General features: G+C 60.4%; 6 protein-coding genes. All 6 read right to left on the bottom strand.

Annotated features, from left to right (window positions below; all coding sequences use genetic code 11):
- Positions 1-120: 120 nt before the first annotated feature.
- The 6 genes from ABFT43_RS19430 to ABFT43_RS19455 all read right to left on the bottom strand — a co-directional run bounded on the left by ABFT43_RS19430 (position 121) and on the right by ABFT43_RS19455 (position 15761).
- Entirely contained in the window at positions 121-990 is an 870-nt protein-coding gene (locus ABFT43_RS19430) for a DNA-binding protein (RefSeq protein WP_347961938.1), read from the bottom strand.
- 158 nt (positions 991-1148) lie between these two features.
- Positions 1149-2345 (bottom strand): McrC family protein, encoded by a 1197-nt coding sequence (locus ABFT43_RS19435; protein ID WP_347961939.1) that lies wholly within the window; start codon positions 2343-2345, stop codon positions 1149-1151.
- The gene (locus ABFT43_RS19440) at positions 2314-3819 is read right to left on the bottom strand and encodes an McrB family protein (protein WP_347961940.1); all 1506 of its coding nucleotides are present in this window, start codon (positions 3817-3819) and stop codon (positions 2314-2316) included. Before ABFT43_RS19440 ends, ABFT43_RS19435 begins: the two co-directional genes overlap by 32 nt.
- Positions 3816-7796 carry an Eco57I restriction-modification methylase domain-containing protein gene (locus ABFT43_RS19445; RefSeq protein ID WP_347961941.1) on the bottom strand — a complete coding sequence of 1327 codons (3981 nt, stop codon included), beginning with the start codon at positions 7794-7796 and terminating at the stop codon, positions 3816-3818. The genes ABFT43_RS19440 and ABFT43_RS19445 overlap by 4 nt, the downstream gene beginning before the upstream one ends.
- Positions 7793-10609, bottom strand: a complete 2817-nt coding sequence (locus ABFT43_RS19450) for a helicase-related protein (RefSeq protein WP_347961942.1) — start codon at positions 10607-10609, stop codon at positions 7793-7795. The genes ABFT43_RS19445 and ABFT43_RS19450 overlap by 4 nt, the downstream gene beginning before the upstream one ends.
- A gap of 7 nt (positions 10610-10616) precedes the next feature.
- Positions 10617-15761: a DEAD/DEAH box helicase gene (locus tag ABFT43_RS19455; RefSeq protein WP_347961943.1), complete on the bottom strand. Its 5145-nt coding sequence runs from the start codon at positions 15759-15761 to the stop codon at positions 10617-10619.
- Positions 15762-16273: the final 512 nt, after the last annotated feature.

The raw sequence follows: 16273 nt of genomic DNA on the forward strand, positions 1-16273 counted from the left end.
AACAGGCCGCCGCTGAACCCGTGGCCAAACAACATCAAATCGCCTAGCATTCACCATGACTCGTTGATCACCACGCGTGAACCCACGCCGACCCAAAGTCCACCACCCCACGGGACACTGTCAGGTCGCACGCCCCCTTTCCGGACGTTCCTGGATCCACCGTTCGACCTCAGCCACCAATTCGTGTGCGACCGTACCGCGAAGCTTCAATTCAACAGTCGCACCCTCTGGAATCGCGCTGTAATCGTACAGGAGGTACGTCGATCGGGTGGCACGCTGCCGTTCCGCGATACGTGTGGCCGTCGAGTCAATGCTTGTGACGCCGGGCGTGAGAAGCCGAGTGGACGGATCATCTGGCGGGTACTGACGCCGGAAGACCACGCAAGGAATCGACTCTTCATCGCCGCTCGAGTTGTAGAAGAGATTCACCGTGTGCATTTCGACGGTTAACTTCGGTGCAATCTCTGACAACCATGCAACTGTCGTCAGCGTCTGTGGCGCGTAACTCTCGGCAATCAGCACTATCCGCGGAAGTCTGAGCAAGTCGTCATTCCAGTCATCGTTGACGTGCTGCTCGAGCCGACTCAATGCTTCGTCATTCGAGCACGCGTCCCCCAGGGATGACAGGTATTCAGCGTGCGCCTCGGCCAGCGTCTGCTTATCGAATCCTGCAACCAGCGCAGCGTAGGTGATCGCCTGGAGATGGATGCGAGGGTCGTTCCCTCGTTTGAGCTCAACGACAATCAGCTGGCCGGACGTGTCCAGAGCGAGGATGTCCAGCCTTTCCCGTCCCAGATCGCCCTCATCTGAGGACCACTTGGCGTATTGACGAGCGACGATCATGACCCCTCTGCCGAGTACCGCAGGGTTGTCAACTACCCATTGCTCAAGGTGGGTGGTCTCGAGAAAGCCAGACTCTGCCAGTGGTGCGGTCGTCAACGGTTTAGCGACCGCACCGTCAACCGTGAGGATCATGATATCAGTCGTCACATCGCCATGCTAGTCGCGTAAAGCCGCAGATCGAAGGGTGGTCTGGCAGTTCGCGATCAAGCGACCTCACTCGATACAGCGAGCGCCACGGCGATAGACATGACATCGCCAACGGCGATTACCCGTACGCCACCCGTCGGAAACGAGATTCCCCTGCGCTACACATCTGCCTGCGCAGCTATCGAGTCCGCCAATACTTCGACCTGCCCCAATAGGGCCGCCGGCGGCAGGGAGAGATCGAGTGCGTGGCAGTGAAGAGTGACATCGGCACCCTCCACCACATGCTGACGCACTGGCTCGTTTCCCTTGGCATAGACCAAGTGCCCGTGTCGTAGCCCCAGCACGGTGCAGTACGCGAGCAATTCGTAGAGGTCCGCGAAAGGAAATCCTTCCGGTCGCTCCGCTTTGTACTTGGCATCGACCACTGCTCGAATTGCGCCACCCCGATCCGTCCATACAAGATCGGGCCGCATCCTCAACGAGCGCTCGGTATCTAGGTGAACGGGTTTCTGGGTCGCATACTGCCCGCCACGGCTGGTCAGTGCCTCCCCTAGCGAGGTACTGACGAAGTCCTCGAAGATCCGCCACATGTCAAACATGAACCCTGAGACCGGGAGATCGCCGGCGCGGTGCTCAAATGACTGCGCCGCGAGCACCAGATCCGCCAATCGGAGAGCACTGTGGTATCGCTTGTTCAGTCGCGTAGGCCTCCACCGCGCTCCCCCGAGGCCCCGTATCGGTGGGGTGACATCTACCAGGACCCGGCGCAAACGCTGCAACCTGCTTCTGGTCCCATGAGGTAGGCCAGGAACACCGAGCAGACGCAAGGTGGCCGCGAGAAGCTGCTGATTCTCGCCGATATCGACGGTGAATTCGTCGTACTCGACCGCGATCGGCACCGGAAGACCATGATGCCTCGTCATCTGTTCGCTAGCGAGCATCCGACCACGGAGAACAGGAAGATCATCGGTAGTCGTTCGGTACCCCTGCAGCAGACCCTGCGCAGTCGCGTGTGAGGCCAAACGCCCAAAGGCTTCAGCCATTGCCGGAAGCAGCTCGTCCGCCTCTGTCAGATGCACCTCGTCGTCGAGCCAGAAGTCTCTGTGCAAACTGTACCCAAGTAGGAATACCAGCCGGTTCAAGTCAGAAATCTTTGGCCGCACGACGATCTGCCGCTCGCCAACCGCCACCGCCCCGATCTTGCGACCTGCAGATACTTCGAAGACACCACCTTGCAGGGATGGATTGACCTCGACAATCGCCAGCCTACGCAACAGTTCGTACTCAGCGAAGTCAAGTGACACGGGGCGGGGCGGATCACCCTCAGTCAGCAGAATTGGTGTCAGATATGACATCTGGAGTCTCTGGCTCAGAGCGTCGGCTCGCCAACCGTTTGCGGAGCGTCTCCAATCCGTACTTCGTTTTGACATCTACCGACTTGTCGCCGAAGTGGAACTCTTCGAGAAGCGGCAGAATCGCTGTCGTCCACACCCTTTCGAGTCCGTGTTCCTGGTAGACGGCCGCACGCATCAAGTACGAGGGGCCGATCTTGAAGTCCTCGTCGTCGATCAGCATGTTCAGCTCGTCAAGGAGATCCGCATACTCCTCCGACCTGCCCGTACCACGTAGCCAACTCCTCAGTACCCCGTTCGTGGGCGCCTCAGAGGGATGGAGAGACACGAATGCGAACCTCCGACGCATCGCTGCATCAACAAGTGCGATCGAGCGATCAGCAGTATTCATAGTTCCAAGAATGAGCACATTGGGCGGAAGCATGAACGGTTCAGTGGAGTCCGCACTGTACAGGAGGTCGATCGCTTCGTTCCGGTACTCGAGCAGGAAATAGAGTTCCCCAAAGATCCTTGCGAGGTTTCCGCGGTTGATCTCGTCGATGATAAGAACGAACACAGCATCCGGATTCTCGATGGCACGGTCCACGACTCTTCGGAGCGGACCGGGCTTTAGTTCGAACGCGATCTGACCGTTACTCTGCTGCGCTGGCCGGTATCCCTCGAAGAAGTCTTCATACGAGTACGCTGGGTGAAATTGTACGATTCTGACTTTCGAATCGCCAGCAAGATGCCGAGCCAATTCCTTCGCAATGTAGGTCTTCCCGGTGCCCGGCGGACCATAGAAAATCAGCTGGGGACGGTCCCGCAGGAGATCGATGCATTCTTGAAGCCACTCGCGCGGCACGTGAAGCCGGGATGCGATCGTATCGTCAGCGTCAGGCAAGTTGACCCCCGTCGCCAGCCTACGCGCAGGGCGCATCCCCATGAGTTCACGAACAATATCGATCTGGGGCGTGAGGTCGACAACATCCCCGTGCGCGTTCATCCGTGAGGTTAGTTCCATCGGTAGATCGGTGATTGGGTAGGTCCTCGATTCCCACTTCACCGCCCGCCGCAGGTTGGATCGACCATCGCTGCTCCGGACAAAAGTCGCGTCACCGGTAATGATGCCAGTGTGAATGCGACCCTGACTGACCGTCATAACCAAGTCCCCCGAATGCATGCGGGCCAGGAATGCATGGAACTCGTCGAACTTGTCGCGACGCGCGGCGTAGCCCGACGCACGATAATCCTCTTCGACGTACGCCTCGAGTTCCTCCCTAGATACAGTCGAATCAAGAGGTCTTAGAAACTTGGCAGCAAGCGAGACCGTTCCTTTCTCTCGCCAGATTGGAACCATGTCGATCCCGCCGACATTGGAACCATGCACCTTCCAGACATGGGTGACTTGATCAGTCGGGGGCACATACGGACCAGACGACAAGGTCCGCCGCTCTGTCACATGCTTCTCCACGGGATAGCCCGACTCAAAGGTCACTGCTTACCGCCCAAGTTGGCAGGAAACCGATACTCACCCGCACAATCGATGGCGTTCCGCATTGCGTCGTAGACTCCGAGAATTACACCCTTTGTGCGATATTCACCAAATTCCAAGACTTCCTTGCGCTTGTGAATAGGAAACGTTTCGAGAATATATTCCACATCTTCACGCGTTACGCCATAGAGATGGAAGAATGCCGCATCCAGCTCGCATTTCAATCGAAATCGATCCTCAGGGTCCCAGCACGGGTCGCGACTCCAATCAAGATCATCCGCCATCGGTTGCATATCGTATGCCGTATAGCACAACTCAACGACCCGATTGGCAATCCAATCACGTAGCGAACCGCGCTTTGCCCAAGGTGTAGTGCGGTCGAAAGAATGGGGACCTAACACCGGAAACTGCTTTAGGTAGAAGTACGTCATTGAGGTCCCACCGATCTTTTGCCGGGCCACATAGTCCACCACGAAAGACGATAGCATGCCGAGCAATACAGCCCGATACGCAGGTTCTAACCTCGTGATAATCAAAGGAATCTTATGGCCTACCGCAGCCCGCGGTAAAGCATATACCTCAAGCGTTCGCTCATTGGTTGGACTTGTAACATCCGAGAAGCCAATCAACCATTGATCAGTGACAGGAATCTCGCTCTCATTTACCCAATAGATTGGCTGAGCAACACGCTCGGGGTTCTTCAGCTCGTCTATAGATAAGTACCGCGGCTGATTCTTTCTCTTGGTGGCAGTGGAGCTACGAATCACATCCGCAGCTCTATGATTGTAGAAGGTAGCCATCATTCCTTGATACAGAGGAAGCATCCTCTCGTTACCACGCTCGAATACATTCCCCTTCAGAGCCCAACCATTATCTTCGAGATCCTGACGTGTTCGGAAACTAGCCGAGTCAGTGGTCATATTGAACATCCCCTGCATGAAGTTGATTCTCCAGGGGTTACCATTCGGCTCACCGTCCCGAATCAATACCGGAACTCGTTTGTAAATGCCTAGCGTGATTTCGGCATCGCGGCGAGACCGGAACACCGGACAGGTGCCGGTGTTCGGATTAAGGAGCTCAATCTCCTCGGGACTGAGCGAGAACCGCACTCCTGGCCGATTCAGATCAGACGAGTCATGAGCGAAGAACGCGAAGTCAGCTGCCGGTTCGCGAATACTTCGACCGGCGAGAGTGAGCAGACAAAACTTGTAGCGACTGTCAACCGACTCAAACAATGGTTTCTTGTTTTCAAAGTCGTACAAACTAGCTATAGCCCCATCCTTAACAAGATTCTTGAAGAAGTGCTGCGTTGTCGCATCAGTTGCTATTCCTGTGGGAAGAATCATGCCGAACCGTCCCTGAGGGGATATCAGGGTCCGCCCTCCCTCAGCGAATAGCGGATCGGTCTTTACGCGGCCGCGACCAGTTAGTGGGTACCTTCCAGAGTTGGCGGCGTAGTGCCTGAATCCGTCAATTCGACGCTTCTCTGAACAGTACAGATCCCAAAGAGCGGGATTCCCCGTTCGAAGGCCGGCGATCAGACTCTTGCGTCTTGATCCTGATGCCGTAGCAATCTCAGGTTCACGCGAGGCGAAGAACTCCTGCTCTTTCAATTCGATGTGTTCCCAGGGAGGATTGCCGATAACGGCCGAAAACCCACCGGCCCAGCCTGTCTCGTCGTTCACCGTGTCGCCTGCTTCAGCGACCGTCGGGAAGATGTGAGGAAACTCCAAATGCCAGTGGAAGAAGCGGTACCGGCCGGCAAGCTTCTCGACCTCGGCTCGTTGACGGTCATCGAGGGCCTGAGAATCAGTTTCCAGGGCATCGATCGTCGCTTGGGTGATCGGCTTGGGTGCACCCGCCTGCAGCGGCCAAACAAACGCCGCGCACCACGCGTCTGCCCTCAGACGCTGCTGCCGGTACCGGTCGGATTCGGAGTACGCCCGCAGTCGCTGCCGCTGAACATGAATATCCGACAAGGAGAGTGCTTCGGTATTGAGCAGTCGCTCGAGCTCCCGCCCGAGGTCCTGATTGCCTGACACCGCCTCGGCGACGTCAAAAAGACCTTCTTGACTGCCGCGCTCTGCCTTGTTCGCCCGTGCTGTCGCTGTCGCGATCTTCTTGTCATCACCTTCGATTGGCTTGAATGCCGCATCGGGCACCCCCTCGGCAAGCAGCGCCGGCGTCGCGCCCAGCAGCGCGTTTCCAACCTTGATCTGCGCATCCAGATATGCGAGTGGACGGCCCGGCTCCAATGCCTCCATCCATAGCGATACCTTCGCCAGCTCCGCGGCGAGGGGGTTGACGTCGACGCCGTAGATGCAGCGCGCCACCACGTCTCGCATGGCCGAACGGACCTGGTCCGGGCTCGGCTCGGGATCCCCCGTACGGAGAGCAGCCACTCGCTTGGCGATCCGACGGGCCGCACCGACAAGGAAGTGTCCACTGCCGCAAGCCGGGTCGCAGACTGTTACTCGTAGCAACGCTTCGACCTGTCCGTCGACATCGTCGGCCGACTTCTCGGCGGCGTCCAGGACCGGGTCCAGCGCTGTATCCAGCAGCGACTCGACGAGCGACGTTGGCGTGTAGTACGAACCGGTGTCCTTACGCTGGTTGCCCGATGCGACGTCGAGCGAGTATCGCTTAGTCGCCGGGTCCCAGTGCGGCACGAACTCGAGCAGGGCCTCGTAGATGCTCCCAAGTTCTTCGGCACCCAGGTTGCGATAGTCGACGCGGCGAAGGACACCGGACTTCGGCTCGCTGACCAAGCACAGCGACCGGACCGCCGAGAGCAGAGCCTCGTTTGAGAGCTCGCAATCGGTCAGGAAGTCAAGTTCTCCCGGGTCGAAGAGACCGCCGATGGCTGGCAGTCCAAGCTCAGGTAGCCCGCCTTCGGTCCCGAGTCCTCGCCACACCAGAGTCAGGGCTTTCCAGCGGTCGCCGTGACGCCCTCCCCGACGCTTGCGAGCCACCGCGCGCAGACGAGCTGTGGCGAAGTAGTCGAGGTAGCGCCGGCGAGCGAGCGTGTCAGAGGCCGGGTCCAAGAGCACGCCCCGGTCCTCAGCGACGAAGGTGAACAGCATCCGGTACACGACGCGAAGGAGAGCGTGGTTCACGTCCGTAATTGACAACCGACCGGCCTCGAGATCATCGCGAAGAGTGCTGTTGGCCGGGTGCGTCAAGAACCCGGCACCAAGAGTTCGCAAGGCCTTCACGACGCCGTCGCGAAGTAGATTCAATGCACGCGAGCCGGACTCGATTGCCATCGTCCGCCATGATTCGAGTCGGCACGATGCCGGGCCCACTTCGGGGTCTCGAACTTCCAACCTTGAGGCCTGGCACAGCGAGTACATCAGCAGAAAGTCGGCGAAGAGTTCCCCGGAGAAGATTGATTCCAGGTCGAATTCGACGTAGGACGAACCAACCAGTGAAGTCGAATCACGGAGCAGGCGAAGAACTTCGCCGTTCGCGAGGATTGCCCACAGATGGTCGTCGCTGCGATTCAGGAACTCTTGCACCATCGAATGGGGCGATGATCCAGCGGCCCCCGCGACGCCCTTCGATCGGGTGTCGAGGGGCGTCGAGGAACCGAGTAGATGTATCGGTACCGATCCCCACACATGTGAAATCGGGAACGACCTTCCGTCGACTTTCAGCCCGCCCTTGCCCGTCGGTGGAACCCGGCCGTATCCGAGTTGATCAAGCAGGATCAACAAGAAGCGTTCGCGGGTTAGCGAAGTCGTGGAGGCGCCGTCAGGCAGTTTCGCGAGAGCTTCTCGATAGCCTCCCCATACACCGAGGAGATACGACCACACGCGGTTGGCGGCATCCCGGACTGTTTCGCCCGTAGCCAGGTGGTAGTCCTGGGGGGACAGATGGTCTCCCTGGGGATCCAGCCCGCTACCCAGTTGAGCGGGCATATTCGCCGGAAGCAGTCCTCCCTGAATACGGATTCCGACATATGGCTGCTCGGTCATCATGCCTCCCCTCCTGCCGGCGGAACAAACACAAAGACACCAAGGAGATCGGCATTCGGCTCTGGCGTCACCTTCACCCCGCGAACGATCTCCGACGAGGCCTGGCGTACACGCCGGTGTGCCGCCAATATCGACGCTGCCAGTGATTCCCCGTGCTCCTCCAAGTGAGGCCGCAACTCATCCATTCCGCTGAGAACCCGCGTGATGAACTGTTGTGCTTGAGGTGAAGGGACGTTACCCACCGGACGAGCGTCGAGCAGGCGACTTGAATCGGTTTCCTCAAGCCACCGGGCACGGCTCGGAGCGCCTTCGAAAGCGAGCGTCGCGACGTCCTCGGCGACCAACTGCTTGGTCCCAGAACGGGATGGCAGTTCGAGATGGAATCGGTAACGCATCACGAGAAGCGTCGTTCTGGTGGAGACGGAATCGGTACGCACCACGCCGCACCGTCTGGCGGGCCGCAGTGATGGGTCCAGTCCGGTGTCGAGCGCTGACTCGAGGATGTACTGCGCGATCGCCTCCACACTTGCATCGGTGCGTGCCAGAACCGCTTCGCCGCGGCCTACCGGAAGGTCATTGCGGAACCGCAGAGGGTCCTTGCGGTCGCGTGGTAATGCGTCCCGTAATCCCAGCGGCAACGGCGCCAGTGTTGCCGTGAAGCCATCCTCGGTACGCCTGATGGTGGAGTGCAACGCTCGCAGACCATCCTCGACACAGCTCGTGACAGCCGCATGATCGCCGAGCGAGGCTTGCGCCGAACGGATCTCGGACATCACCTCCTCCGGCTTGATCGCATGCTGCGCATACTTCGTCCGGGCGAGGCGTTCGCGCTGCGCCGTCGATTCCCACGTCGCATACAGGCTGTCCTGCTTTTCTTTGATGTCGAGGTCCAGCGACAACTGCTCAGCGTCCTCACCACGCAGAAGGAGCCCCTCCAGCAGAGCTTCGATGACTGCGTTATTGCTGTCCGGTACCGGAACCGAGACACCGGTTGCCTTACGGATCGCCTCGTGCTTCTTCAGTAAGACCTCGAGCACGATTCCGTCGATTTGGTTGTCGCGGCCATAGATCGTTACGGCACGAACGGATTCAGCGCGCTGACCGAACCGGTCAACACGCCCCTCTCGTTGCTCGTGACGGGTCGGGTTCCAAGCAAGGTCATAGTGCACGACAGCCTGGAAACTCTCCTGAAGGTTGACACCCTCAGACAGGCAGTCCGTAGCCACGAGAACATGTCGCCCAGGCGCCGCAGTCAAATCCTGGATGCGCGCAACGCGCTCATCCGGGGGAAGAGTACCGGTAACAGCGCGGACGACGACATCCTTTTTCAAGTCTTTGGCGAGCTGCTCTGCAACGTACTCCGCCGTATCGATGAAACGGCAGAACACAATCGGATCACACCCCTCAGCCAGTAGCGCACGAACTTCCTTAACCAGTGCAGCGACCTTGCGATCAGGTTTTCCTTCTAGCCTGCGAACCTCGGCGAGGAAACCACGCAGCTTTCGCACAGTAGCGTTCTCCGCGCCATCTGAGGCGTCCGCACCAGGAGTGGTGTCCGGGCTCTCCACAGCCTCGTCGTCGGTCTGGTCGAGCACGATAGCCCGGCCCAGAGCATCCGCTTCCTCGGCCGTGCCGGCCGCCGCCGACACCGCACGGGTACGCAGTGTCTGCGCGGCAGCCCGCGGAGACGACGCGAGCGCCCGTAGGAGGGCGAGAGCCGACCACCAGTTCACCCGTTTGGTCAGGGTCCCGTCGTCGTGACGGACTGTTTCTCGAGCGAAAGTCAAGACCTTGTCGAACAGCGCGCGGTACTCCGGCGACAGTTTGTACGGTGCCTCGCGCGTGAGCCTGTCCTTAGGAAACTGGGTGTCCTCGTCGAGGTAGCGACGAATATCCCCTCGACGACGTTGGACGAAGTGCTTCGCGAGTAGCTCACGCCCCTGCCGGTTCTCCAGGTCGACCGCTTCGAGAGCCGGATCGAGCAGCCCCAGCAAGTTGCGGAAGGCCTCCTCCTTGCCAGAATGTGGCGTTGCGCTGACAAGGACCATATGGCGCTTGGGGTCTGCGGCGAGTGCCTGCATGAGTTCATATCGTTGCGTCCGACCTGATCCACCTTGCCCAGATGCCGCTACGCATGTGTGGACCTCGTCGACAATGACCAGATCGGGACAGGTACGGAGGAACTCATATCGTCGGCGTGAGTGTTTGATGAAGTCGGTGGACACGACCGTGATCGGATATCTCTCGAAGATCGATTCCGAACCGATCCGGCCCCGCTCCAGACGACGCACAGTGGATGGCAGGACCAGCTCGGCTTCGAGGCCGAACTTGTCGCGTAGTTCCGATTGCCACTGCTCTGCCAGAGCCGGACTGCACAGGACCGACAGCCCTCGTGCATCCCCCACTGCCAGTAGCTCGGCTGCGATGAGACCGGCTTCGATCGTTTTACCGATGCCGACGTCGTCCGCGATCAGCAGTCGCGCCACCTGCTGCCGCAGGGCCATCATGAGCGGCACCATCTGGTAAGCCCTGGGTTGTACGGCAATCGAGGCCAGCGACCGAAACGGTCCCGCAGTCGACCGGAAGCCGATGCGCAGGGCGTTGGTCAACAGCTGTGCGCTGAAGTGATCCCCTAGGTCGTCGGCGACGGGCGGCGGGAAGGTCGCCGGAGTGACGCCCTCGCTGACCAGGACGCCGGCTACGTCATCGTCCATGCCCCCGAGGGGACGCAGAACGAGGAAGTCATCTGTGCTGCCGGGCAGGACCACCCATTCCCGGCCGCGTGCGGCGACGAGACTGCCAGGGGCAAAGCTCATTGTCGGATCAATTCCTTCCCGTACCGAACACATAGGTGTTCGCACGAATCGTGTCGAGCCAGTCATCGCCGTCGGCGAAACGAATCACCGACCAACCCAAATCCATCAGCTCATCCTCTGCATCGGCGTCGCGCCCTGGCCCGGGCGGACTCCCAGCCTCGTCGATGAACACGGCAGTCGAGTTGCCGCCGTCACGGAAGACGAAGTCGACCCTCGCATTGCCGATCTGCTGGCCGACTGCACTCGGCATTCTGAACTCGTGCTTGATCAACAGGTCGATAAGCGCCTTCTGCGCCACCGACTGACATTGCCCCCGTAGATCTTCGGAGTCCGCGGCATCACCCCCACCCGTTGCCCGGGGAATCGTCCGTGCCCCGGCAAGGTTGAGCAGCAAATCGCGAACGCGGTGGCGATCGATTCGCTCATGATCGGACTGATTTCCGTACGACAGCAGGCAGTCGTAACACGCCTTCTCACATCGTTCCTCGGCTCCGTTCGCATGGCCCAGATCGTTACCTTCGGCGTCGAAATGGGCGATCTCCAACGCGCGACGGGCTGCAGATGCGAGCGCGTCAGGTTCGCCATAAAGACGCCGCAGCACACCCGCTCCACCCTCTGCAGACTCCGTCAAGAGCATGCGGCCCCGTTCGGCAGGGTCCGGTAGTGCTTCGCTCGACAACTCCGAGTCCTCGAGTTGGAACTCCGCCTCGATCCCCCGTTCCAAGGCGTAGCGAAGCGTCGTAGCCACGACCTCGTCGACAGGTTGCGACAGTCGGAACACAGCGATGTTGCGCGTGTCCTCGACGTAGGGAATGACTTTCTGTTTGGTCCGCACGTCGGCGGCGTCGCCGAGCCCGTCGTCCTGCGGGGTCGCGTCGGCGGCCTTCTTCTCCGACAACCAGTTCCCCTTGACGGTGTCCAACCAATATCCGAGTTCGTCAGGATTCTTCCGCCGCCGCCGACCAAGGTTCGTCACCCGAACGGTTGCGGTGTCTCCATAGCTCAGCTCAGCGAACTCGCCGTCGGGGCCCACGACCGTCGCATCCACGCGCCCTGCCCTGTGCCCGTGCTGGCTGAAGCGAAACGAGGTCTCCAGTTCGAAACCAGCGCGGCGGCGCTCTTCCTCGTCGGATGAGATCCTCTCGCGTCGGCGCGTGAACACCGTCTGCATCTGCATCAGATTGAATCGCGGTTCGGACAAAACCGCGCCGCAGTTCTCGCAGGTGTCAAGGCCTGGCTGGCGGTCATGGTGGTAACCGCACTCTTCACACCGACGAGCGTCACGTAGGTCAACTGTGCCGATTCCACCCGATGCCATCGGGATCTGAACTCGACTGACCTCGTAGCGTGCCCCTTCGTGGTAGATCAGTGCACCCGGCCCGAACTCGTTGATGGCAAGGAATCTCGGACGCTGCAGGTAGTCTCCCCCCTCTGATCCCGCAGCGGTACGAACGCCGGGGACGTACGCAGCGAGCGGCAACCGCGGGAAGCTGTATCCGGGAAGAAATCCCTCCGATGCGAAGTAGCGATAGGTGTAAAAATCCGAGTGTGTCCGATCCGAGTCTTCGTTGCGAAGAAGCCGAAGTTGGCTCTCGGCTTCGCGACGCCGAGACTCGGCGGCACGACGCACACTGAGGGCTGCCGAACTGTCGAGGACGATTCGGTTCTGCTCGTCCTGATCCGCGAGCGCGGCCTGATATAGGTCCCGCCACCGATTACATGCATTGTCGAAGTTGTCCGGCGCTTGCTCGATCACCGAAGCCACCCAGTCCTCATGCCACCAAGAGGTCTCGCGTAGGGAAGCCCGCAAGGGTGCGACGATCTCCTCAGCACGCGCAGTAGCCCGCGCGATTGCGTCCCGGTCGCGGAGTCGCGCCGCAATGTCGTCCATGATGGGCATGTCCGGAAGATCGACTTCGAGGATTTGCGGCATCCGCGAACCCAGATCCACGCCCGTCTCGGCGAGCCAAAGGGCCTGCAGGTGCGACTCGATCAGTGCTTTGTTCGTCAGGTCCAGTCGTGGTGCTGCCACCGAACCGGCGACCATGTCTTGCGACCGACGGAAGTAGTACTGGTCGTGCGAGTTCCCGGTCGCACAGTAGGTCACGACCAGCGCCGGCTGCCCCGACCGACCGGCTCGACCCGATCGCTGCGCATAGTTTGCCGGAGTCGGAGGCACGTTACGGAGACCAACCGCATTCAGGCTCGCGATGTCGACACCGAGTTCCATTGTCGGCGAACAGAACATGAGGGGTAGATCGCCGCTTCGGAACGCGTCCTCTCGTTCACGACGATCGAAGGCACTGACCTGGGCGGTGTGCTCGCGGGCGTGAAGACCGGCCAATGTCTTCGATGTGGCGCGATAAAGTTCGCGGAAGAAGGGATTGATCCGGAAGCCGAGATCGGCCATCGCCGAACGCCTCAATGGATCCGGCGCCCCGGTTTGGCCGTCTCCCGCCGTCCACACGACAGCAGATGCCTTCAGGCGATAGCTGGGGCCGGGGTCGTTGGGCAAGGTCACGGATGTCAGCAAGCCGGCCCGCTCCAGAACCGCGAGCATGTGCTCGATCACTTGTTGTGCGTCGGCAGTGTCCAATCGGCTACCGTCAACGCCCCGAAGACCGCTCCGCTCTCGGATAAACCTCCCCACCGCAGACCGCCCCGTCATCCGTGCTTCGGCCCGCGCCCCTCCTGGCGTTCCAGGTCGGGTACTCACCGTCGCCTGAATGGGCGGAGCGTCGCGTCGGGAGATCGACCACAAACCGGTCAGGTGCTGATCGGATTGGCGACGAATCCGCTCGTATCCGTCCTCTGTCAGACACTCGACATCGATCGCGAGATCTCGCCGGAACTCGTCCAAGACGATCTTGCAGAGGTCCTCCCGTTCGCCGGGGCGGGCGTGCTGCAGGGGCACCGGGCAGTCATGCCAGAGGTCGGGATCGGCAGCGATCTCGGCCAGCGACTCGTACTCGATACGCAGGAGTCCCGTTTGTTCCAGATTCGGCATCGTCACACGCCAACCCCGCTGCAGGTCGGCGTACAGGCGGAATTCGACGAAGTCGGTGAAAGCACGTTCCGCTGCTGAACGCGCTCCGTACACGGCTTCCGGATTGGCGGCGTACGACTCGAACGGCACACCGAGAGCGGCGACGACACGACGTGCGACCTCGTCATGACGCACGGGACCGTTGACGAGCGCGCGGTAGAGCGCACCGCGCAATTGGGTGACCTGGACGAAGTCGTTGAAGTGCCCCGCTTGCAGACTGGCGTCCTGTCTGTTGTCAACGAACGTCAGCAGCTTTCGGGCGTCTTCCGGAAGCTCCTCTCCTGGAATCTGTTTGAGCGTCCGAACAATGGAGGCGCTGATCACCGAGACCGCAGAGCTGCGACCCTCGGCATCAAGTGTCGCCAACTTGGCGAAGTCGGTACCGCGGTTCTGCTCATACGAGACTTTGCACCGCAGACAGAAGCGGAATGGAGACGGTACGTAGGCCATCCGCAGGCCACCGGGGGATTCCCCTCCGTCCACCCCCACACGCACGATTCGCGGTTGGTAGCGGCGGAGCCTCTCAATCACCTGTCCGTCAGACAGCCAGGAGTCGGGGAACCGACCTTCAGCGATCGGGTCATTCGGCCACGGTTGATCTTCGGATATGTAAAGGTAGCCGTTCGCGTCATCGCCGCCGCTGGCGTCGCGGTCACGACGGGGACGATAGCGGATAGTCCCTCGCTCATCGGTTCTGGCGACGACGAGGTACTCCTGTCCACACTCCCGACAGAAGGCCAGGGGCATCAGCGACTTGTGTGGCTCTCCGGGCACCGCAACCTGGTAGGTCGAGGTGATGTAGCGCTGGGACTCGGGTTCGATCGACACATAGATTGTGTCGCCCTTGGAGAGAAACTGGTGCAGTCGAAACGCGAACAAAGGGCGGCCAGTACTCCCGTGCCGCGCCTGCGATCCGGCAAGCAGTGTCGACCGGATCGCCTGTTCGCACTCGTCACGGGTGCAACCTGTTAATTCCGCGAGACGCGCCGCTGCATCCCTCACCCGAGTTGGGCGCTGACGGACCAGACGACCGGACTCCTGCTCATGGGACAGACCGAAGACCGACTCGATCCATGTCGCGAGCGACGAGCCCGCAATCTGCTCGTAGGGACCGCCTACCCCACCTTCGCGGACTTCGCCGGTCAAGGCCGCTACGTCAGTTTCGTCACCAGAGGTGGCACGGGTCAGTGTCTCTCCGATGACGCGCTCCGGACTCACCTCAGACCCAAACAACTGCGATGCCACCTGCGCCACAACTCGACGTTGTTCAATAATGGAACCGCTGGTGGCCATCGTTGCTGAGGTCCCGACACACTGTAGGTCTGGAGACTGACATGCGTGTCGCACCCGTCGAACCAGCATCGCCACATCCGCACCTTGGCGACCGCGATATGTATGGAGTTCGTCGAGCACCAAGAACTCCAAGCCGCGCGCAGCCTGTACGAGGCGCCGGCGTTCCTCCGGACGAGTAAGCAACAGCTCCAACATCACGTAGTTGGTCAGGAGGATGTCAGGAGGGTTGCGGAGGATACGTTCGCGCTCCTCTCCCTGCTCCTGACCGGTGTAGCGCGCGAAGGTGACAGGCTCCGCGCCTTCGGGATAGCCGAACCGCAGGAATTTCTTGAGCTCCTCCACCTGGCTGTTTGCCAGGGCATTCATCGGGTAGACGATGATCGCCTTCACCCCGGGCGTGATGTCCTTCAGCCGTAGAACGCGGTCGACGATCGGAATTATGTACGCGAGTGACTTGCCGGACCCGGTGCCGGTGGTAAGAACGTATGACCTTCCGGTCTTGGCCGCTTCAACTGCTTCGCGCTGGTGCCGATGGAGCGTGATCGGGCGATCCCCACGGTCCTGTTCGTTGGCCTTCGGCCGGAAGATCCGCTCACACTCCTCGTGCAAGAGCCCCTCGGCAACCAACTCATCGATCGATCCACCGGACGCGAAGAGCGGGTTCAGGGACAGCCACGGCTGGGGCCATTGATCACCACGGGCAGTCAGGTCGTCCACGTACTGCTTGAGACGGGGTTCTCGAACGTCCACCGACGCTGTGGTGAAGGCTTTGTAGTCGTCTACGAGTTGTTCATGAACAGCGAAGACGTCCATTTCTCCCCTTCCCGGTCCCGTCATTCGATAGTCGAACCCTACGACGCTGGCCCGACATCCCGGAGCAGCTATGCCACCTAAAACCAATCAGGTCCCAGAAACGGGCGAGAGAGCGCCGTCTCTGTCGCCACCCGCGGACATGGCCCGAGATCGCGCCGCTACTCGCGATCGACCCGCGCTCATCTAAAGGTGAGGCAAGCGTCTCAACGAGGATGTGCTCCACCATCGAAAGCTAGCGTGCCGTTGACCTTCGGAGAGCTAACGAATCACTCGATAGCCAAGATTCGTCCGGACAGACGAATCTTGGCGATAAGGCGATCTCCCGAGAACGACAGCGAAGCCATATAACCGCAACCCGAGATCCTTCTGTTTGGTCGACAACCGATTGGAGGGCCGCGCCGGTTCCCGTCGTATCGGCGCAGGTGTATCGATACGCCCGACAGCGCAGTTCGCCACCCCGACGGCGAGTTGGCGATCACTAAGAGCCTGGTGCCCACGGGCGTGTAGTCGGT

Source organism: Gordonia aurantiaca, from assembly GCF_039939235.1.
Taxonomy (GTDB): domain Bacteria; phylum Actinomycetota; class Actinomycetes; order Mycobacteriales; family Mycobacteriaceae; genus Gordonia.

Excerpts from the sequence above, each read along its gene's own strand:
- ABFT43_RS19435 (WP_347961939.1), bottom strand. The coding sequence starts at position 2,345 with ATGTCATATCTGACACCAATTCTGCTGACTGAGGGTGATCCGCCCCGC.
- ABFT43_RS19445 (WP_347961941.1), bottom strand. The coding sequence starts at position 7,796 with ATGATGACCGAGCAGCCATATGTCGGAATCCGTATTCAGGGAGGACTG.
- ABFT43_RS19450 (WP_347961942.1), bottom strand. The coding sequence starts at position 10,609 with ATGAGCTTTGCCCCTGGCAGTCTCGTCGCCGCACGCGGCCGGGAATGG.
- ABFT43_RS19455 (WP_347961943.1), bottom strand. The coding sequence starts at position 15,761 with ATGGACGTCTTCGCTGTTCATGAACAACTCGTAGACGACTACAAAGCC.